At 37.3% G+C, this 21953-nt stretch carries 17 protein-coding genes; 6 read left to right on the top strand and 11 right to left on the bottom strand.

Annotation, left to right across the window (positions count from 1 at the left end):
* The first annotated feature begins 894 nt into the window (after positions 1 to 894).
* Positions 895 to 1512 carry a Uma2 family endonuclease gene (locus tag HEQ36_RS02650; RefSeq protein ID WP_148763583.1) on the top strand — a complete coding sequence of 206 codons (618 nt, stop codon included), beginning with the start codon at positions 895 to 897 and terminating at the stop codon, positions 1510 to 1512.
* A gap of 210 nt (positions 1513 to 1722) precedes the next feature.
* Here the strand turns inward: HEQ36_RS02650 and HEQ36_RS02645 are convergent, their stop codons facing one another.
* Together HEQ36_RS02645 and HEQ36_RS02640 are read right to left on the bottom strand one after the other, a co-directional pair.
* Positions 1723 to 3429 carry a diflavin flavoprotein gene (locus HEQ36_RS02645; protein WP_168637172.1) on the bottom strand — a complete coding sequence of 569 codons (1707 nt, stop codon included), beginning with the start codon at positions 3427 to 3429 and terminating at the stop codon, positions 1723 to 1725.
* A gap of 191 nt (positions 3430 to 3620) precedes the next feature.
* Positions 3621 to 5345: a diflavin flavoprotein gene (locus tag HEQ36_RS02640; RefSeq protein WP_168637171.1), complete on the bottom strand. Its 1725-nt coding sequence runs from the start codon at positions 5343 to 5345 to the stop codon at positions 3621 to 3623.
* Between the two features lie 109 nt (positions 5346 to 5454).
* Here HEQ36_RS02640 and HEQ36_RS02635 point away from each other — a divergent pair, with 109 nt between their 5' ends.
* From HEQ36_RS02635 to HEQ36_RS02625, 3 genes are all read left to right on the top strand, one after another.
* The gene (locus HEQ36_RS02635) at positions 5455 to 6270 is read left to right on the top strand and encodes a pantothenate kinase (protein ID WP_053538330.1); all 816 of its coding nucleotides are present in this window, start codon (positions 5455 to 5457) and stop codon (positions 6268 to 6270) included.
* Between the two features lie 156 nt (positions 6271 to 6426).
* Positions 6427 to 7476 (top strand): cobalamin biosynthesis protein CobW, encoded by a 1050-nt coding sequence (gene cobW / locus HEQ36_RS02630; RefSeq protein WP_168637170.1) that lies wholly within the window; start codon positions 6427 to 6429, stop codon positions 7474 to 7476.
* A gap of 1 nt (position 7477) precedes the next feature.
* The gene (locus HEQ36_RS02625; RefSeq protein ID WP_168637169.1) at positions 7478 to 7936 is read left to right on the top strand and encodes an ABA4-like family protein; all 459 of its coding nucleotides are present in this window, start codon (positions 7478 to 7480) and stop codon (positions 7934 to 7936) included.
* A 53-nt stretch (positions 7937 to 7989) separates the two neighbouring features.
* Here the strand turns inward: HEQ36_RS02625 and HEQ36_RS02620 are convergent, their stop codons facing one another.
* From HEQ36_RS02620 to HEQ36_RS02605, 4 genes are all read right to left on the bottom strand, one after another.
* Positions 7990 to 8214: a hypothetical protein gene (locus tag HEQ36_RS02620; protein WP_015078404.1), complete on the bottom strand. Its 225-nt coding sequence runs from the start codon at positions 8212 to 8214 to the stop codon at positions 7990 to 7992.
* Between the two features lie 63 nt (positions 8215 to 8277).
* A complete protein-coding gene (locus HEQ36_RS02615) occupies positions 8278 to 8580 on the bottom strand; it encodes a DUF3181 family protein (protein ID WP_168637168.1) in 303 nt (100 codons plus the stop codon).
* Positions 8581 to 8698: 118 nt separating this feature from the next.
* On the bottom strand, positions 8699 to 8956 hold the full coding sequence (locus HEQ36_RS02610; protein WP_015078402.1) for a hypothetical protein: 258 nt from the start codon (positions 8954 to 8956) through the stop codon (positions 8699 to 8701).
* A 140-nt stretch (positions 8957 to 9096) separates the two neighbouring features.
* The gene (locus HEQ36_RS02605) at positions 9097 to 9360 is read right to left on the bottom strand and encodes a hypothetical protein (protein ID WP_168637167.1); all 264 of its coding nucleotides are present in this window, start codon (positions 9358 to 9360) and stop codon (positions 9097 to 9099) included.
* 559 nt (positions 9361 to 9919) lie between these two features.
* Here HEQ36_RS02605 and HEQ36_RS02600 point away from each other — a divergent pair.
* Positions 9920 to 11320, top strand: a complete 1401-nt coding sequence (locus HEQ36_RS02600) for a TldD/PmbA family protein (protein ID WP_168637166.1) — start codon at positions 9920 to 9922, stop codon at positions 11318 to 11320.
* A gap of 572 nt (positions 11321 to 11892) precedes the next feature.
* Here the strand turns inward: HEQ36_RS02600 and HEQ36_RS02595 are convergent.
* The 4 genes from HEQ36_RS02595 to purS form a co-directional block, all read right to left on the bottom strand.
* Positions 11893 to 15504: a helicase-related protein gene (locus tag HEQ36_RS02595; RefSeq protein ID WP_168637165.1), complete on the bottom strand. Its 3612-nt coding sequence runs from the start codon at positions 15502 to 15504 to the stop codon at positions 11893 to 11895.
* Positions 15505 to 15745: 241 nt separating this feature from the next.
* The gene (locus HEQ36_RS02590; protein ID WP_168637164.1) at positions 15746 to 18757 is read right to left on the bottom strand and encodes a hypothetical protein; all 3012 of its coding nucleotides are present in this window, start codon (positions 18755 to 18757) and stop codon (positions 15746 to 15748) included.
* Positions 18758 to 18898: 141 nt separating this feature from the next.
* On the bottom strand, positions 18899 to 19570 hold the full coding sequence (gene purQ, locus HEQ36_RS02585) for a phosphoribosylformylglycinamidine synthase subunit PurQ (protein ID WP_168637163.1): 672 nt from the start codon (positions 19568 to 19570) through the stop codon (positions 18899 to 18901).
* A 281-nt stretch (positions 19571 to 19851) separates the two neighbouring features.
* Entirely contained in the window at positions 19852 to 20130 is a 279-nt protein-coding gene (gene purS, locus HEQ36_RS02580) for a phosphoribosylformylglycinamidine synthase subunit PurS (RefSeq protein WP_027401955.1), read from the bottom strand.
* Between the two features lie 127 nt (positions 20131 to 20257).
* On the opposite strand from purS, the gene HEQ36_RS02575 reads away from it, so the two are divergent.
* On the top strand, positions 20258 to 20659 hold the full coding sequence (locus HEQ36_RS02575) for a Fur family transcriptional regulator (protein ID WP_039204337.1): 402 nt from the start codon (positions 20258 to 20260) through the stop codon (positions 20657 to 20659).
* Positions 20660 to 20919: 260 nt separating this feature from the next.
* Here HEQ36_RS02575 and HEQ36_RS02570 read toward each other — a convergent pair whose 3' ends face one another.
* Positions 20920 to 21897: an SPFH domain-containing protein gene (locus HEQ36_RS02570; RefSeq protein ID WP_039204335.1), complete on the bottom strand. Its 978-nt coding sequence runs from the start codon at positions 21895 to 21897 to the stop codon at positions 20920 to 20922.
* Positions 21898 to 21953: the final 56 nt, after the last annotated feature.

Genomic DNA, 21953 nt, shown 5'->3' with positions numbered 1-21953 from the left:
CATTAACTTATACTTCGTTTCAATATGTGGATATTTTGGTAAAAATTGATGACATTTGGCTACCAATAAGGTTATAATTTTTAAACATGAATTAATGGCAAAAACACCCTAGAGTTTTTTTCTGGGTGATGTGGTAGAATTAATTTTGTGTACTGAATCAAAAATAAAATACCAGGAGGCAAATGGAAGCAATGCTCCATCTAATACCCCTCTTGATTAAGGCGTTTCATACTTTGTGGAATGTAGCGAGCATTCCACGATATGTAACTAGCATAATCAAGGAGTTTCTTGTGGTTGCTAAAATGTTTTTAGCCATTTTAGAAAAAACAGACCAAATCCTTAAGTCCATTAAGGATATCATCAAGTCCATTAAAGACATAATCCAACTTCTGAAGTAGGAGGGATATCAATCATAGATAACGTCTGGGCGGTTGCAAAACACTGCCCTTTTTTTATTTAAACATTTGACTCCTTATGTAAACCAAAATAACAATAAAATAATAACCTGTCAAGTGTTTATATAAAATATTGTTCTCGTTCCTAGTCTCTGACTAGGAATGCAGTTGATGAGGCTCTGCCTCAAGTACCAGCACAAAATCGGGTAAAGTGGCTTGTATTCTGGGATTGGAGGCAGAGCCTCCTGGTAGGCATTCCCAGCCGGAGTCTGGGAACGAGGGATATATTTTTTATTTTCCTGCATACTGTATTTACATCACCTTTGTTCAAACTCCAAAAATGTGATGCTTGGGGGGAGGGAAGCGATCGCTTGTAGATGGTAGACTCTAAAAGTGCGATCTCTCTTTAGTAATATGTACCAATGTGCATAAATAGATTTAGAAAGCATATCAGTCGCTACAATTTGAATAATTTTGAATTTACAAAGGTAGGTAAATTATGCTTCAAGCCTTACCAAAAATAGTAACTTTTGCAGAATTTATAGAATGGCTACCTGATAAGGGACGCTATGAATTACATGATGGAGTAATTGTTGAAATGAATCCACCCGTAGGTTTTCATGAAGATATTATTTGTTTTTTAGCTGAGAGAATCACGGCTGAGTATTTACGATTGAATTTACCGTATGGAATCCCAAAAACCACTTTTGTGAAAACACCAGGAAGCGAATCCAGCTATTTACCCGATGTGTTAGTAATCAATAGAAACATTCTAGCAACTGACCCAAACTGGAGAAAATCAGCAGTAATTTCTGAACCTGATTCGATTCCTTTAGTTATTGAAGTTGTGAGTACAAATTGGCAAGATGATTATTATAAAAAGCTGGGAGATTATGAAAGATTAGGTATTGCTGAATATTGGATTGTGGATTATTTAGCACTGGGAAGTAAAAGGTTTATTGGTAGTCCTAAACAACCAACTATTTCTATTCATCAACTGATAGATAGAGAATACCAAATTAGTCAATTTACAGGTAGTGAATTGATAGTATCATCAACTTTCCCAGAATTAAAGTTGACTGCGGAACAAATTTTCAAAGCTGGTAATATTAATTAAACCTTCCTGCCTGAGTTTTTCCAATTTCTGCAAAACACTGTTTACTTTTTTATGTATAGGACTTACGCAAAATATCTCTCAAACCCTCATTTCTCTGTGAACTCTGTGCCTCTGTGGTTCGTTTTTCCATGACTTGTGCGTAAGTCCTAATGTAAAAATATTTATCTGGAATCTGCTGTACATTTAGGTGGGCAATGCCCACGCTACTGTTTAATAATAACTCGCTGATTTGCGATAATGTACTGCTGTGACAGCATCTTGATTTAAGACTTTACCATCATCAACAGTGGCATAAACTAACCAATGATCACCAGATTCCATCCGACTTTGGACAGAACATTCTAGATATGCTAAAGCACCATTGAGAATAATTCCGCCATTATTGGCTTCTTGAGTGTCCAAACCGGCAAATCTATCTTGTCCAGGGGCGTAAACTTTCATAAATTGCTTACGAATTTCTTTCCCTTCCGCCAAGATATTGACTACAAATTTGTTATTTGTATAGGATAAGGATTCCATAGCTCGTTCTTTAGCTACCGCAATGGTTAAACCAGGAGGATTAAAACTGGCTTGTGTTACCCAAGATGCTAACATTCCCGTTTTTACTTCTCCTTGGGTTGCTGTAACCACACATATAGAACCAACAATCCGCCCTACAGCTTGTTCGACATTACTTGCTGGTTGTTTAGCGACAACTGATTTTTTTGTGGCGCGTTTCAATGCTTGGGCGAAATCAGTTCCCGCTTCTTCGCAGGTTTGCAAGGTAACTTCATTGGGTTTGAATTTAACGCGAATGGTGTCAAATCCAAATCTGTAACCTGCGTCTTTGAGTTTACTTTCGATTAAATCAACGGCTTCTCCACTCCAACCAAAAGAACCAAATACACCGGCTAATTTATTGTTAGTTGCGGTAGAAAGGACAATTCCTAAAGCTGTTTGTACTGGTGTGGGTGCGTGTCCACCTAAGGTGGGAGAACCTATGACGAAACCGGCGGATTTTGCAATTGCGGCTTTGATTTCTTCGGGTTCGGTAAATTCGCAGTTAATGGCTTCGACACTGACACCGGCTTTGGTAATGCCGCGAGCGATCGCCTGTGCTAAAGTTGCAGTATTGCCATAGGCTGAGGCGTAAATTAAAGCCACTGTCATATCAGCGGAAGTTTGCTGTTTAGTCCATTCCCGATAGCCTTTGGTGATGTCAATTAAACCATAGCGCACCATTGGACCATGACCAGTAGCGTACATTCGCACCGGCAAATCTGCCAATTTCTCCAAAGCCGTTTCGATTTGTTTGGCGTGAGGTGCCATTAAACAGTCAAAATAATAGCGTCTATCTTCGTTAAATACTTCCCAACCTTCATCAAAAACTTGATCTGAGCAAATATGCGCTCCAAATAATTTATCAGAAAACAAAATTTCTGTTTGTGGGTCCCAGGTACAAAGTTCGTCAGCGTAACGGGGGTTAGGAGTGGGAATAAATTGTAAATGATGTCCTTTTCCTAAATCTAGGGTATCTTCTCCCCGCATGACCAAAATTTGTAAATCCTGATTTTCCAAAGCTGCGCGGAGATTTATCGCCCCTGGGTTAGAACAAACAAAGGTAATTTGGGGGGCGATTTCTAGTAATGCTTTTAGTGTTGCGGCACGGTTGGGGTTAACGTGACCAAGAATCACATAATCGAGTTTTTTGACATCAAACCGCTGTTGTAAGGCTTGGAGGTAGATTTCGGTAAAAGTTTCGCCAGGGGGGTCAAGCAGGGCATTTTTATCGCCTTGGATGAGATAAGAATTAGCCGTTGTTCCCTTGGCTAAAGCATATTCAATTTCAAATCTTAATCTTGCCCAACTGCGCGATCGCAATATTATGGTATCTGTACCAATGGGCAATATTTGCACGTCACGGGGTTTAGTGGTCATTGGTAATTGGTAATTGGTTAAGACTTACATAAGTGTCACGGAATAACGAACCACAGAGGCACAGAGGTCACAGAGAAATGAGGGTTTGAGAGATATTTTCCATAAGTCCTATTGGTAATTGGGAAAAACTTTTACCCCTCTCGTAAGGGAACGAGGAAGTTACCCTGTTCCCTATTCCCTGTTCCCTTTTTTTAATAGTGGTTTCCTACTTTGCGGTGGTGTACTGCTGTCATGGCATCGGGGTTTGATACTCTACCGGCGTAGGCTGTGCTGTATACTGCCCAATGATCGCCACAATCCATGCGGCTGACAACTTCGCATTCTATGTATGCTAGGGCATCGGTGAGGATGGGTGCGCCGTTTTCGGCAGGTTGGGTTTTGACTCCTTGAAAACGATCTGCACCAGGAGCAAATCTTTTTAAGAAGTGTTTCATTAATGGTTGATAGTTGCCTTCTTCGAGTACATTGAGGACGAAGCGATCGCCTACTTGCATGAGTGATTCTATGGCTCGATCTTTGGCGACGGCGATGGAAAAGCCCAGGGGTTTAAAGCTGGCTTGACTTACCCAGGAAGCTAACATGGCGCTGGATACGTCGGATTTTTTGGCTGTGATGATATATAAACCACCGCTAATTCTTCCCAAGGCTTTATCTAAGTCAGCAGCCAGGGATTTCATGGCTTTGATGCTTTTGTCTCTTGTTACCCATTGTCCCAAGTCTGTCCCCGCTTCTTCACACTTTTTATAAGTGTTAGCTGTGGGTGTTTCCCGAATTTCAATTACGGGAAAAGATAAGTGTAACCCTAAAGCCCGGAATTTATTTAATAGGGGATAGGTGGGTTCATCATCTCCTCCACCGGTTTCAAAAATGCCAATTGCTTGTTTTTCTTTGGCAGAACCTAAAACGGTGCTGAGTGCGGCTTGAATGTTAGAATTGCTGGATGCTGGGGGCATTCCCACGACTAAACCTGTACAACGTCCTACTAATTCCCGCAGTTCTTGTAGTTCGTTGACGCTGGCTAAATCTACTATTTCGACAGCGACACCGGTTTTTGTAATCCCGTTAGCGATAGATTGGGCTATTTGCGTGCCAAAACCGTATTCAGAGACGTAAAATATGCCTACAGGGGTTTCCGCTTTGGTTTGTCCTTGACTCCAACTGCGATAGCGTCCTGTTAATTCTTCAACATTATGGTACAATAGTGGTCCATGTCCGGTGGCAATCATGCGAATTGTTTTCAATTCTGCCATGCGCTTCATTGCGGACAGGACGGAACGGGCATTTGGACCCATCAAACATTCGTAGTAATATTGAAAATCAGCTTCTATTGCTGCTAAATCGTCATCAAAGGTACTTTCTGAGCAGTAATGTAACCCAAAAGCATCGCAGGTGTAGAGAATTTGGGTTTTGTGGTCAAAGCTGAAAATAGTATCCGGCCAGTGTAAATTAGGAGCTATGACAAATTCAAATTCGTGTCCATTTCCTAAATCTAAGCGATCGCCATTTTTGACAATTTTCCGGTTAAATGGTTGATGTACCATATCTTCCAAAAACTGAATTGCCACTTTTGACGCAACTACGGTTATATGAGGCGCGAGTTGTAACAAGTCTTTCACTAAACCGCTGTGATCTGGTTCAGTGTGACTCACAATTAAATAATCAATATCTTGGGGATTAATTAAACCCGTGAGAGTATCAAAATAAAGTTGGCGAAACTTTTCATGGGAGGTATCAACCAGGGCGATTTTCTCACCACGAATCAGAAAAGAGTTGTATGTCGTGCCATTTTGTAAACCAAACTCAATATCAAAGCGATCGCGCTCCCAATCTAAAGACCGAATTGCGGTAGTATCTTCACTAATCTCTACAGTATTTATAGTCAGACGCTTTTCTAGTTTCTCGGTAAGCAATACCATAACGCCCCTCTTTAATAAATTGAGTATTTATGCCTTGCTCTTATTGTGGCACGGGTTGAATATTAATTTTTCTTAAAAAACATATACCTCAGTTAAGAAAATTAAAACTGTGAACAATCATCCTCAGTCAAAAGACCAACAGCGTCTTTCCATAGTCCTAATTGTGGGCAATTCCCGCCTTCATTGGGCATTATTCATAGATAAAACCCTATACTCAACTGGGGACATATTTCATCTATCTGCATCTATTATCCAACAATTAGCTCAATGTCCAACCTTAGATAATTGGCTGACAGCGATTTCTCTACCTAACAATCTTCCCATTATTCCAGATTATCCTATACCCCTGATTCTCGCTTCTGTCGTTCCTAGTCAAACCGCACTGTGGCAAAGTTACCCTCATTTGCGTCTGATTACTTTAGAAGATGTACCATTAGAGAGAATGTATCCCACATTAGGAATTGATAGGGCTTTAGCGGTATGGGGTGCGGGAATAACTTGGGGATTTCCCACATTAGTAATTGATGCTGGTACAGCATTGACTTTTACAGGTGCAGACAATCATCAATGCTTTGTTGGTGGGGCAATTTTGCCGGGTTTAGGGTTACAATTTGCCAGTTTAGGGCAAGAAACCGGACAATTACCATTATTAAAACCTGGTTTAATGATATCTTTACCACTACATTTTGCCATGAATACATCAGATGCAATTCAAAGTGGCGTAATTTACACTTTATTAAGTGGGATAAAGGATTTTATTGAGGCTTGGTGGCGGTTATTTCCTGGTAGTCAGGTTGTAATGACTGGTGGTGATAGTAATTTATTGAAAACCTATCTTTATCAACAAGTTCCAGATATAGCAGAACGATTAATTGTAGATAATTATTTGATATTTCAGGGAATTGGAAATATAGTGATTAGGTAATAAATCTCTAAAACTCGGCTCTACCGTATCAGGAACAGATTTTTCCGAATCAACACCTAACCTCTTAACAAGTTTAGATCCCCGACTTCTCTGAGAAGTCGGGGATCTGGGTTTGACGATATATGGTAAAATTGAATTCAAAACCACACAGAAAACATGGCTACAAAAATCCCCGTTACCGTCATCACAGGCTTCTTAGGAAGCGGTAAAACCAGCATTATCCGTCACCTCCTCCAAAACAACCAAGGACGACGGATAGCCGTATTAGTCAACGAATTTGGTGAACTGGGGATAGATGGAGAATTATTGAAATCTTGTCAAATTTGCCCCGAAGATGAAACAGCAGAAAATCCAGAAACTAATATATTTGAACTCACAAATGGCTGTTTATGCTGCACCGTGCAAGAAGAATTTTACCCGACAATGCGGGAGTTAATTAAACGCCGAGATAGTATAGATTATATTATCATTGAAACCTCTGGTTTAGCCTTACCAAAACCCTTAATTAAAGCCTTTCGTTGGCAAGAAATCCGCAACGCAGCTACAGTAGATGCAGTAATTACAGTGGTAGATTGTGCTGCGGTTGCAGCGGGAACATTTGCTAGTGATTTGGATGCTATAGCCGCCCAAAGACAAGAAGATGATAGTCTAGAACATGAAACACCATTACAAGAATTGTTTGAAGATCAACTTGCTTGTGCTGATTTAGTAATTTTGAATAAAACTGATTTAGTTGATAGTGAAACCCAAGCACAAGTTCTAGAATTAGTCAAGAATGAATTACCTAGAGTTGTGAAAATTGTCTCTAGTGATTATGGTAAATTAGACCCATCTATCTTATTAGGATTTGCAGCCGCAGTTGAAGATAATTTAGATTCACGTCCTAGTCATCATGACACAGAAGAAGACCATGATCATGATGATAAAATTAACTCAACTCACGTGATTTTAGACCGGACATTTGACCCCGAAAAGCTACAAGCAACATTAGAAAAACTGGCACAAGAACAAGAAATTTATCGAATTAAAGGTTTTGTGGCTGTTGAGAATAAACTCATGCGGTTAGTTATGCAAGGTGTAGGTAATAGATTTGATAAATTTTATGATCGTCCTTGGAAACCAGAAGAAGCAAAACAAACCAGTTTAGTTTTTATCGGTCGTAATTTACAATCTTCAGCAATAGAATCTCAATTAGTAGCTTTGTAATATGAATATCACAGATTTATTTAACGTTGCCAATTTGTTTGTTTTGCCTTTTTGGGCTTTGATGATTCTGTTACCAAATTGGAAAATTACTCGCAAGGTAATGGAATCTTATCTACCTTTTGTGGTTTTAGCAGGTGCTTATTTGTATTTGTTTGTCGTCAGCATTACTCCAGAAAATGCTGCTGCTTTATCAAATCCTCAACTAGCAGATATAGCCAGGTTTTTTAGTAATGAAACTGCTGCTGCTACAGGTTGGATTCATTTTCTAGTAATGGATTTATTTGTCGGTAGATGGATTTATTGGGAAGGACAAAAAACCGGAATTTGGACAATTCATTCTCTAGCTTTGTGTTTATTTGCGGGTCCTTTAGGTGTGCTTTCTCATATTTTCACCTATTGGCTTACTAAAGCTTTTTCTAAAGCTTCTGAAGGGGTGACAGAAAAAGCTGCTGTTAATTAAATTAATGTAGGGGTTTAGCAATGCTAAACCCCTACGAAATACTGTAATTAATATCAAGCTGCTACAGCTTCTCTTTCTCGAAATTTGGCATCTAACCAACAGCGGGGCAATTTTTCCCCAGAAGGAAATACTAATTCTTCCTTTTGATAAATGTCCGTTTCCTGTTCTTCTTGTCCTTCTTGGTCTTGGGCATGGACAATTTTACTAGTGGGGTCTAATAGTTCTTGAACATCAACTATTTTCACTAAATCGCGGCTATCTTTGATTTGTAAAAACATCTTGATCAACCTCCATTATTTAAATATGTAAATTTGCTAATGGGAAGAAAATGAAGACTAGATTTACCGTTGATATTTTTCAACAATATCTACTAAAGTAACTTGACATTGCAAGGGTAATAAATCAATTAAAGATAGTTCCCTTCTACCACCACCAACTTTGACAGTAATAGATTCTAAAGCGGCAATTACCTTATCTTCATTAACGCTTTTAGAAGTAATTAAAGGATACAATTTTTCAGCCACAACATTATGCAGTTTGGCATCAGATAGATATAGATGCCATTTGGCAATATCTATATAAACACTTTCACCAATTTCTGCGGCTAGGGTTTCTAGTAATTCTGTGGTATTAGTTTTAGCCATAAATATAACCTCTTTGTTAGTAACATCGGGATATCTTAGCTTATTTCATATTATTACTCAATTAGCTAGACTTGATCTACTACCACAGGTGAGAATTCCCTAGCTTGTTTTTCTTTCTTTAGGTAGATTTCGGTGGTGTGGGGTCGTAATTAGCGATCGCACCAATGTAAATTAGATGCAGCAGCAATACTCCTACCCAACCAATTGTTACTCCAGGTAGCCATTCCCAGGCAGTAGTTTTCAAAATGTGAAAAAACCACAACCCAGAAGTGACAGTTGCACAAATACCGACATGAACAGCGAAATTCATGCGATCATCTAGTTTACGGAAATCTGGATCTTTACGATCTGGTTTGCGAGGCCAACGGGGAGGCATAAATATAAATGTTTGTAACAGCAGTTAACGCACCTTATTTATTGTAAGGTGTTTGCGACTGACTTGCTCAGATACGCAAATAATTTCACCCATCTGGGGATGAGATAATATTGATGGTGTTCCCCAGATGGTAATATAGGCTATGAAGTCTGCACTGTTGACTCTGTATAGCAACTATCACCAAATTCGCTACCTCTGGCACTAGGTACTAAAGTCCAACCTGCTTTAAAGAGTTTTTGATAAGTTGCCCAACCCTTAGAACCACGAGGGATACGATAATCTGGAACTGAAAATTGCGGAAAAGCTGTGTAAGGCCGCCAAGGTTGTCCAGGTGCAGTTTGCAAGTACAAAATCTTTTCATCATCGCCGTTAGACTTAGATAACCAGCACATTTGTCGAACCATAGTGAACTCCTTGATTGTTTAGTTGAAATATCACAAGGACGCTAACTGCGGATATTTAGGATGGTGGGAAGTGACTGCAAAGGTGTTTTTTATTCCCAATCTAAAATCCCAAATTGGTATGACAGGTTTTTGTGATGTCATCCGCAATTGTGATAAAGTTATTTTGTCCCTATGTTTAAGGCTGTAAAGATTATTTTTGTCAGGTAAATTATTGAGGAAGGCAAACTCCTGTGGGCTGCTGTTTATGAAAAAAGAAAGATGAACAAGAACAATGGTTTTTTGGTTCTTGATGTTTTTTTACTATGTGAATATTTTTATCATGTTATCCACGGTTGCAAGAATTGGATGTATCCATAGTTACGATTTTGCAAAAATTATTAAAAATTTATTGGCAAGGGAATTTATACGTTAGGAGTTAAGAGTCAGAATGCTTGTAAAATAAGTATTAAAAGATTTTAACTTCTTCCAAAATGATCAAGTAAGCTGTTGTAAAGATTATGATAACTCCAAAATATGCTTTTCAATCAGAAAATAAATGTAATTTATAGCGATTTATAAAATGAAAACTAAACTTACTGACGTTCAAAATCTCCTCTCAGATTTAATTTCTCGTTACTCTTCCCGTGTGGATTATTTGATGATTCGCTTGGAAGAAGCCGAGGGAACAGATATTGTCTTGCGGGGTGATAAAGTGGAAACTCTCAGCGAGGGAATTTCTATTGGTGGTCATGTTCGCACTTGTTATAAAGGTGGTTGGGGATTAAGTAGTTTTAATAAATTAACAACCATTGAAGACCGCATAGAAGAAGCCATTGCCGCAGCCCGGATAGTGGGTGATGAAGAGACTATACTTGCAGCCATTGATCCCGTACAGGCTGTATGTAGATTGCCTTTATTGGGTACTGACCCTCGACAGGTTTCGCTAAAGCAGAAAAAACAATTATGCGATCGCTATACTGACCTCCTGAAAACAGTTGATCACCGAATTACTACCACCTCAGTTCATTACAGTGACAGCACCCAAAGAGTAATTATAGTCACCTCTGAAGGAACTTTCATTGACCAATCTTGGGTAGATATGGAAATGCGTTTTGCTGCTACAGCCAGGAATGGGGAGACTGTGCAAACTGGTAGAGAAACCACTGGTTCTCGCAAAGCCTACGAAGATCTAACTAATTTAGACAAACAAGTTAAAGGTGCAGCAGAAAGAGCAGTTACGTCTTTATTTCTACCATCTGTTAAGGGTAATACGTACACTGTAGTTATTGATCCCATTCTCAGCGGTTTGTTTGTGCATGAAGCCTTTGGACATCTTTCTGAAGCAGATATGGCCTATGAAAATCCCGATATTCTGGAAGTCATGACTCTCGGACGACGTTTTGGACCCGAAGAATTGCAAATATTTGATGGTGCTGCACCCCAAGGACATCGCGGTAGTTATTTTTACGATGATGAAGGTACACCGGCGACGACTACCCAGTTAATTGAAGATGGTGTATTAGTTGGGAGACTGCATTCCCGTGAAACTGCTGGTAAATTGGCGGAGAAACCCACAGGTAATGCTCGTTGTCTTAATTATCACTATTCCCCCATTGTGAGAATGACAAATACCTGGATTGAACGGGGGAAAACTCCCGTCGCAGATTTATTTACAGGGATTAAAGAAGGTGTTTTTGCCCAAAATTGGTTAGGGGGAATGACGAACGGGGAAATGTTCACTTTCAGTGCTGGGGAAGCCTGGATGATTAGAAATGGCAAAATTGCTGAACCTGTGAAGGATGTAACCCTTTCCGGTAACGTTTTCCAAACCCTCGCAGATATCGAAGCCATTGGTGATGATTTTTACTGGGATGAATCCGGGGGTTGTGGTAAAGGTGGACAAAATGGTTTACCTGTCGGTTGCGGTGGTCCCAGTTTACGAATTCGGGATGTGGTGGTGGGAGGGGAAAGTGGAGAATAGTTCTTCCTTGTCAAGAGCTAGTCTAACATATTTTTCGGTGCAAGTCAATAGCCTCAACCCATAAAACGCGAAAAATTATCATTCATTTTAGAGGATGTTTAAAAAGCCTTGGCGACTAGAAGTCGCGGCTACACAGACAAAACCCACTTTCTTGGGTTTAAACAGACTTCGTTTGTATAGTAGCATATATATCCCTGACCGGAGGTGGAGATAAATATAAAACGCAATTTACCATAACAGGTATCCTTGTATTCGCCATAAACTTTTTAAACAACCTCTAAGAGGGTGTTTGAAAAGTCATGATTGCTGTATCAAATATTTTACCCCTCCCTAACCCTCCCCTTATAAAGGCTATCGTGTACACACAAGTTAAATTACCCCCCTTAATCCCCCGATGCTTTAGGGGAAAACCAAAAAAATTAGTTCCCTCCCCAAAGCATCGGGGAGGGTTAGGGTGGGGTAATTTGAGGAATAATGGTGATTCGATAACTTGTGTGTACACCGTAGCTTTACAAGGGGAGGGGGGGTAACAATGTGATGAAAATTATGGGATACCACTTTTTAAACACCCTCTAAGAAGAAAGAATCAAATTTAGCACATTTAATTCATGAGAATTTAATAGATACTTTTCTGTAAATATTTTGTTTCTGATTTCTTCTAAGCTATAACTTCTAAATACCACAAAGGGAAATTCTTTGTAATTATGACCAATTGGTAAAACATTACCAACGGGATATAATGAACGAATGTAGGTAGATAAAATATCCCGAAAAAGTTGATCTTCCGGTTCTTGGGGTTCATTTTCAAAATATTCTTTCATTGCTTCCCCACTAATAAACGCAAATAATGGTAAAGCGTAATATTGATCATTGTGTTGACTACTTTGTTCGAGTTTTTGGGTTTTCTTGACATCATCTTTGAGATTTTTCACTAATTCTATAGCATCTTGAATAGCAGATCGTAAATTTTCTGGATAATAAGATTTGCGGCGGGTAATTTCGTGCATATTTTTCCACAGTTCTTCATTAGCGTAGGTTGCTATATCAGCTAGTCGCATTTGATAAGTTTCTTCTAATTTATTATTAGCAATAGGTACTACCAGCAAACCACCACTAATATAACCAGGTTCAAGTTTTCCAAAATCTAGTAACTTATCTAAAGTATGAGAAATTTCTGAAAATTTGCTGTTAAAAGACTTTTGTAGTCCTAAATAATTAGACTCAGTTGTACTTTGAATGACAAAATCTGCTCGTCCGAGGAGATTTTCTAAATTTGTATAAACTTGTTTTAGCAATATATCACTTTTAGTGCGTTGATATTCTGTTTTTAATTGACGAATCAGGTTGACCATTTGAGCAGAAAATGTTTCTCCAGCAGCAAAAACAGATTTTCCACCGATAGGAATCAGCATAAAATTATCTCGACCTATGCGACTATAACCAAAAATCCGGGTCATGATAGAACCTTTTAAAATCAATAATATATTTAATAGACTCAGCGCACTTTCTTGTAAAGATATTTCTGCATCATCTTGATAATACACTGCTCGTTCTGCTAAGTAAAAAATTAGTTCTTTTTCTTGACTATCTATATGCTGATTTCCCCGACCTCTGTAAATAACTTGAATTATTTCCATAAGGTTTTTTTCAATTTCAAATTTAGGAATTTCTACTAAAATATGTTTAGCTTTAGGAAAAGATAACCCCCGACTACCGCAAGCAGTCATAAAAATGACTTTGACATTTTCCTGAAATTTCTGAATTTCTTTCTTTTCGTGATCAGAAATATTTGCGTGTATTTCTAAATAATCTGTACATTTTTCAAACTTCCCCCAGTTTCGCTTAATTTTATCAATTAATTCTGCTAATTTACGCTTGTTTTGAATATAAACAATTATTTGTTCAACATCTGACCGTTGAAGGAGAGATTCAATATCTTTTAAAATCTCAGTTTGTAACCCAGATTCTAAATTATATTGTTGCTTTAATCCCCCTTCTTCCCTAAATCTACAAGATTCAACTAATACTTGATAACTAATAGATAAACTGCTTGCTGGGTAGGAGTTAGTATTAATAACAGTTGATTCTAAACCTTTAAATATTAATGGTTGAATAGAAAGAGGTTGAGCCGTATCTACCGCACGGCGGAAATATATTTTATCTGGTTCTGGGGAGGTATCAGATAAATGTTGAATAATCACGTTTTTATCAACAATAGAAGCATCAGCAACAATTACTTTAGTATTAAAACCATGTTGAGAATCCATTAATTGATACTTTTCTATTATTTGATGAATTCCATTTAAAAACTCCACACCTCCATCATCACCTGTAATTTCATCTATCATGATAAATAGGTGTTTAATTCTCCCAGATATTTCTTGCATTTTTTGCGGTAAAACTTTACCATCTGAGGTATTATAAGCATTTCTAAATATCTTATCAAAATGCTTTAATGTATTACCAGCATCAGTCATTTTCAAGGATTGAATAGAAGCAGTTGCGATAATATTATTCGATATTTTTTGTTCTACAATTGTGGAAATAGCTTCGCAAATACTATTTAAAACACCCTGCTTTTTTTGTCCAATATCTTGAATTACATCTTCCTTAGTTCGCTGAAATCTGTCCGAACGTCTGGCTTTTTGTTCAATATCTCTACTATCGAGAAAGTCAACAGACTTTTCAATAAATTTACCCTGACGCTGGTTAGATGTGTATTGAACTGTGTAACGACCAAAATTATTTGTAATTAGGTTGCTGTTAGTGTTTATAGCTAATAATTTGTCATGAGATAATTTTCCGGTATTTTTATCTTTGAATTTTTCGATAATATCCAAATTAACTTGTTTGCGAGGACTAACATAAAAGAAAAGAAAACCTTCATTTATATGTGCTTTCAAAAAATCAACAATTGCGGTAGTTTTACCAATTCCCGGATTTCCCGTTAAAAATATATAAGTTGATTGAGAAACTAAGGCTTTTTTAATTAATTCAGCATGAGCATCTCTTAATGTTATACTTCCAGTTAAACCCAAATCATTCATTAATTCTGAAGGAACTGTCCCCACAGAATTGATAAATCCCGTAATTTTCTCTGTGTGACGCGGTAAAAGGGTAATTTTATCAGCAGGAATTTCTAAAAGAGAATCAACAAACTCCTTACCACGTTCAAAACTCCGGTAAGCACTGCTTTTAATTTTATTTAAAACTTGCTTACGTGCTTGGGGAATTTCTTGGGGACTGGAATCATGCTTGTAAATCTGGTAACAGGTTTTTAAGATATCGACATTTTCTCGTTGAATGGATATTGTGCTAATTCCGCGATCGCTATATCCTATAGAATTGAAAACTACATTTGCTGTATCTGGGAGAATAGTGGTTTTTTGGAGAAATTCATAGAAGCTATGGAGATAACAAGCAGCTTGAATTGATTTGGTACTTTCTTTGTCTCTATATTTAAAAGCAGTAAAGTATGTCTTTAAACTTTCCGAAAATTCTAAACCTAAAGATTCAGTATCAATTCTCAGATTAGAAAAAACACTTTTTGACCGTAAATAGCTAATATCTCGCAGCAATAACCGACGGATAATTTCTATATAATCAATATTTTCAACATCTTGATGAGAATTGATAGAAAATACTGATAAATCAACACAAATAACTCGATACTCTTTTCGATGACGTAATAAAATTAAAGTATCTGCATTCAGAAATTCACCTTTTTTCTGATAATTTGTAATATATTGAGGGATGTTATCTAAGTTATCAAATTGAGATAAGACTTCACCAAACCATTGAAAATTATCTTTGGTGTCATAAGTACCAATACTATTATCACCATTAAACCGACATTGATAATATAAGATTTCTATATTTTTTAACTTGTGTGGTTTATCCCAACCAGTAGATTTGATGTATTCTCGCAAGAAATTAAAGCCACTTAAAAAACCTTTTTGAATAAAAAACACACTCCAGGTTTTAGCCATTTCTCTTTCTACAGTACTGATAACTTTATCAATAACTCGCTGTTGAATTTTAGATAACTTTAGTTGCTGTAGTTCCTGACGATATAAATCACCAAATTTGTGCTGAATTTTCTGTTCTTCAATATAAGCAAGAACCCCAATATTAAAACCTACTTCAAACAAACGTCCCAAATCTTCAGCTATTTTAGATTTCATGTTAATTTTCAGATAATTTTACAAAAAAAGGGAATAGGGAACAGATAAGAAACTAAAGTTTCACCAGTTTAGAGATTCAGTTAAGAAAAAGATGTTTTTAAAAGATGTGTAGCCCGAAAAAACAGTATCATTATTTCAATCTCATGTTTAAAAAGATGAGTTTTTTTCTGTTCCCTGTTGCTTCTTCTTCTGAAAGTTTTAGGGTTAATACCCTTCGGGAAGCAAGCTACATGAATTACCCCTACTGCTTTGCATTTAACACTTTTCTCACAAGAGTTAAAAATGCTAAAGAGTTAAATTCACCTTTTCCTTTAAAATGATTAAGTAAAGAAAGTTTACCAACGGATTTATCTCCGATTAAATTGTCGTAAGGATCTAGTTTAATGTGAATTTGTTTGTCGGCTTTTTGGTAGCGGGAGAAGTGAAATAAAGTTAAATATTGTAAGATATCGTCTTTTAACGAACCATCAAAAATAAGTCCTTTATGGATATCTTCATCATCAAGAATTCCTTTATAACTATTTAACAGCGTCGCATAGGAAATAACACCTCTATAATATCTTTCTTCCTCCTTACCTACTTTCATTCCATTAAATAAGTTGAAAAATACAACAGATTTCTTGCTAGGATCTTCAAGTAATTTTGTTAGTTCTACTGTGTCTTGAATATACAAAGAACTAGCTGCAATATTTTCTAATCTAACCGCATAGTATTTATCAAAAAACATGGGATAGATTTTAATATCATGATATTCAGATTTTAAACCTCTAATTACATCTCTTGACATAAAGAAAAGTCCATCGTCATCTTCTGTTTGTGTTAGATGCAATGTGCTGGTATAAGGTGCTTTAGCAATATAGACAATGTGCTTGTATCCCAATTGGTAAAGTTCAGTCACTTTATCAATAATCACGCTGGGATTTGTAAACATTTCTTGGTTATTACAGTTATCAGAAAAAGTTGTCGGTAACTGGAATTTAATTTTCCCATTTTTCATGTTTACACAGATGATTTCTCCCATTAAGTTGGAGATTTTTGCAGAACCATTCCAACCACGATCACTTTCACGACTGGAGACAATAATAATGGCTAATTTGTCTAATTTGGGAGATTTTGAGGAACTATTGAAAGTGAATTTTTTGGGTAAAACAGAGTACAAAGAACTCATGGTATTAGGGATTTTATATCCCAAATCTCGGATATCAATTCCCTGTTCATTCGCACGATGAGTTTCGTTGAATAAATGAGATAAAACAGCAGATAAAGAAACTATAAATTTTTCTATCGGTGCATCATCATCTTTGGCATTTAGATGTAATCTGAGAATGGGAATAAATAATCTTTTCTGCTTGTCTAATAAAACTTTAAGACAAATATAAGCAAGCAAACCGTAAGTAAATTTATAAACAAAAGCTTGATGAGGTTCTAGTTTTTTATCTTCTAAACGATAGGGAAATAATAAAAGTTGCCGATTCTTGAAATGTTGACTGTAAATCCTTAAACATCTTTGATCATTTAAAGGTGCAAAAACTACTGGTAATGCACGAATAGCAGTTAAATCATATTCCATGTTAAAGGTTTCTTGATCATCTGTAGCAAAAAAGTGAATGTCGTTGATAGTAACCTTAGCTGGTAGGGTACAAAGAGAATTTGTTTCTGTATTTGGTTTTCCCAAAGATATGTATTTTAGAACTTCCTTGGGATTTCTTCTGACAACAGGTTTAAAAAATGTATTGTTATTAAAAATATTCTGGGTATCTTCTTCAAGAATGCCATTTTTTACAGAAATATGTACAGGATACTCTCTTGCGGGAAAGGAAGTTTTACGCTTGAGGAGACTTTGCAGAACACTCTTGAGACGATTAATTTTAAAATGAACATTAAACTCAGTAAAATCTCCAAGAATTTTCTGAAATAAGTCCTGTTTTGCTATATCATCAGACCCTTTCAGTATTGATATTACTCCTTGTTCAAATTCTGTAATAGGATCATATTTTAATTCATCATTCAGGTTGTAGTCCTTTTTTTTTGGATCTTGACAAGACGCAAATAAAAAATAGTACAAAAATGCTATTCTTAATACCTTTTTTGCAAATGATTCTCGCTGTAAAGGATCTGTAAGTGCATCTTTATGTTCTTGACTATCTGGATTCAGGATATTGAGACGATAATCAAAAACGCTTTTACCACCGTCAGTATGAACTTTACCATCAAACTTCAATTTTAGTCCAAATACAAATTGAATTGCTCCTTGATTTTCATCTTTTGTTTCTCCCAAAAAACCTTCTACTATGGGAATAATTGGCAGCATATTAAATGCTTCACCATTAGAAAAGGCATCTTTGTAATTAACTTCAGCACCCGCATAATTAACGAGGTAATCACCATCAGCTTTGTTACTATCATTGATGTATGTTTCTATAAGTCTGAGTCTTCTAATCAAATCTTCTAAATATATAGCACCTGGGATAGCACCTGTTGCATTTAAATTACTAGTCTTGGTCTTGATATTTTCTAGCAGGAACTCTAAATAATTTATCTGTGCTTGTTTTTTGAGTTTTCCTAATGTTTCCTTATTGAAAACATCCCGCAACCGGAAAAGGTCAGAATTTTTATCTTTTTCTAAGTCTTCAAGAATGTATTCTAAGTCTTGTTTTTCTTCAGCATTTGCACCCGCAAATTTCACCCGAATATAATTTTCTAACCCCTTTCGCAATTCTGCATCAAAATCACGGGTTTTCTGCACAGAAATAGTTAGCTTGTGAACTTTTAGCAATTCTCTGTTTTCATGATTCTTTTTATTAAAAGTTAACCGTTGCTTTTGCAAATTGTCATAAGGAAGAAAAGGATATGTAAAGTCTAATTTAGCTGTTGTCCCTTTGAATGTCTGTAAATCTGTAATTAGGTTACTAACAAATTCCTCTATTGATTTACTATTTCCTAATGATGATTCTAATATTTTTTCAACACAATCTTTAATTGCGTGAATTTGAGTCCGAAATTTTACTTCAGAACCTGGACTAATATTTACGGTAGCAGAACGAACACTATTTGCAGATGCTCCCAAGGGATTTTCTACTTGCAAATTAGCAACTTGAGTTGCTACCTGATCAATATTGATTCGTAAACGTTTATTATCATCAGAAAGTTTAAATATTTCTTGATTGGGTTTCTGTAATACTAACAAGATTTTTGCTAATAAATCAGTATAATCAACATTGGCTAAGTCTGGATTTATGGTTATTTTGTTCATTTGCACCCTTCATTGTTGTTTTTAAAATTAATTACTATAAATAATAATGCCTTGCGATTTGACAAGTCAAGATATATAAATAAAAAATAAATTATAGATCCCCGACTTTTCCAAAAAGTCAGGGATCTGTTTATCAGTCAGTTACACCAAAGCCGCTACCTTCCCCAACAACCCCTCAAACAAGCGCAAACCATCACTATTCCCTAACGCTTTATCTGCTGCTCGTTCTGGATGTGGCATCATGCCCAAAACATTGCCTTGAAGATTACAAATCCCCGCAATGTTGTTGAGTGAACCGTTGGGATTTTCTTGATAACGAAATAAAACTTGTCCGTTGGCTTCGATTTCTGCTAAAGTAGTTTCGTCACTGTAGAATCGCCCCTCTCCGTGTGCGATGGGTAAAGTGATGATTTCCCCTTCAAAATAACCTTGAGTCCAATGTAAATTATTACGCTCAACTTTCAAGGGAGAGCGATCGCAGATAAAATGCAAATCCTGATTTCTCGCCAATGCCCCAGGTAATAAACCAGCCTCAGTTAATACCTGAAAACCGTTACAAATACCGATGACAAATTTACCTTGTTGTGCATGGTTGATAACTTGCTGCATCACAGGAGAAAAGCGAGCGATCGCCCCACATCGTAAATAATCCCCATAACTAAAGCCACCGGGGACAATTACCACATCTATATCACTAATATCCGTCTCTTGATGCCAAATCATCCGCGTTGGTTGTCCTAGCAAATCTCTAGTCACATAGGCAACATCACGATCGCAATTAGAACCTGGAAAAACTAAAATACCGAATTTCATTGTTTGTCAGAGGAATAGGAACAGGGAACAGGGAACAGGGAACAGGGAACAGGGAACAGGCAAGAGGCAAGAGGCAAGAGGCAAGAGGCAAGAGGCAAGAGGCAAGAGGCAAGAGGCAAGAGGCAAGAGGCAAATTATTTATTTTCTCAATACTATTGCCAATTTTCCAAAATATGTCTGAAACCCAATAAAATCGTGAGGATATCAATAGGGTTTCAGGGATTTGGCAATAGTATTGTTTCTATTACCAATTACCAATCACCAATTACCCATTAGCAGTTTCAAAATACGCCAGTTTGTGATTCTACCTCAATCAAGTCAAAGCGATAATTTTCGATGACCGGATTAGATAACATTTGGTCACAGATTTGATTTAAGTCTCGACGCGCTTTCATTTCATCAGGTGCGGTAATGGTTAACTCAATGTACTTACCAATTCTCACCTGTTCCACATTGTCGTATCCCATTTGTTTGAGGCCAGATTGTACAGCCACACCAGCAGGATCTAAAACTGAAGTTCTCAGAGTCACGAAAATTTTAGCTAAATATTTTATTTGCACAGGCTTTTTGCTGAATGCTGCGATCGCTATCCTATAACTTTTCTGGTCTAACTGAGTGAAAATATAATCAGGAAGTAGAAGTAATTCATGAATTACCTCTACATAAATACAAATTTAACAACGATTTATGAGAGCCATACATACCCGTAGTCAAGAACGGATTTTAAACCTGTTACAAAATCTTAAACAAGGCATTTCTGCTCAAGAAATTTACGTAGAACTACGTAATCTCAACCAAAGCATGGGTTTAGCAACAGTTTATCGTTCCTTGGATGCTCTGAAATTAGAAGGCTTAGTGCAAGTGCGAACTTTAGTAAATGGTGAAGCCCTTTATAGTTTAATACAACAGGACAAGCATCATCTAACTTGCCTCCAATGTGGCATTTCCATTCCTATTCATCAATGTCCTGTCCATGAACTCGAAAATCAATTACAAACCAGTCATCAATTTAAAGTGTTTTATCACACTCTAGAATTTTTTGGACTATGTACAAAATGTCAAGCTAGTAGTTCGTCAAATTTATTTTGACGGGTAATGATCGGAAAAAACTTCTGTTCTTCCCTCCCCTACCCCCCCCTGCCTCTCTTCTCCCCCTGCTTGCCTTCACCCGTCATTTTCGGGTTGACAGACTACTAGTTAGGAGTCAGAAAGAAGGAGTATGGCTAAGGCCACGCTGTGCTATCAGGAGGTAGGGGCGCAGGGACTGCGCCCATTCAGGAGTATGGCTAAGGCCACGCTGCGCTATCAGGAGTCAGAAAGAAGGAATAAAAGAAAGAAGAAGAAATTATTTAATTAGTGGGAAAGAGAGGTTTGGGATTAGGAGCATTATCTGAAACAATAGAACGAATACCTTCCAAAGTAGCTGGAATAGTGCGAGGGTCCATAAACATCACCTTGCTGCTATCGCTTTTACCAATAGTAGTCCCCATATCCAAATAATTTAAGGCTAACAGCACATCTAGTGCTTTTTGAGCATCAGGGTTAGCCTTAATCCTCTCAGCGATAATTTCTGCCGATTCAGCGATCGCTTGCGCCTTTAAAACCTGTTGTTGGCGTTCTGCTTGCGCCCTGAGAATGATTGATTTCTGTTCAGCTTCTGCTTGCATAATTACGGATTTTTGCCTAGCTTCCGCGTCCAAAATTTGGGCATCTGCCTTACCTCTAGCGCTATTCACAGCCGATTCCCTATCACCTTCCGAAGTTAAAATAGATGCGCGTTTGCGTCGTTCCGCTGACATTTGCAATTCCATTGCTTCCCGTACCGCTTGAGAAGGAATAATATCCCTCAACTCCACCCGCGTCACCTTTACACCCCAAGGATCAGTAGAAATATCTAAATCCTGTAATAACAATTCATTAATTTGAGTCCGAGCGGTAAAAGTTTGATCTAACTCCAATTGTCCCATTTCCGAACGAATTTGAGTCAACACCAAATTTACCATAGCCGATTGTAGATCCTCCACCTTATAGCGGGCTTTTTCCATATCCACAATTCGCCAGTAGACCACAGCATCCACCTCAATCCCCACATTATCGCGGGTGATACACTTTTGAGGGGGAATATCCAAAACCTTTTCTCGAATAGTTTCTTCGTAGATAACTTTATCAACAAACGGCATCACAAAATTTAGTCCGGGCTGCATTTTCTTGTTATAACTACCCAATCTTTCCACCAAAGCCTCATTTCCCTGATTGACAACACGCACAGATCCAGCAACAGCAGAACCACCAAGTGCCAAAATGATCAGTAAAAAAAGCTGTTCCATAATAATTTTCTCCTAATTTGCAGGTATTAACCATTAAAGCCGGAACGAATAACTGA

This window comes from Anabaena sp. 54 (genome assembly GCF_017355725.1).
Lineage (GTDB): Bacteria > Cyanobacteriota > Cyanobacteriia > Cyanobacteriales > Nostocaceae > Dolichospermum > Dolichospermum heterosporum.
The sequence above is the reverse complement of the archived record's forward strand: the minus strand, read 5'-3'. Positions and strand labels throughout refer to the sequence as shown.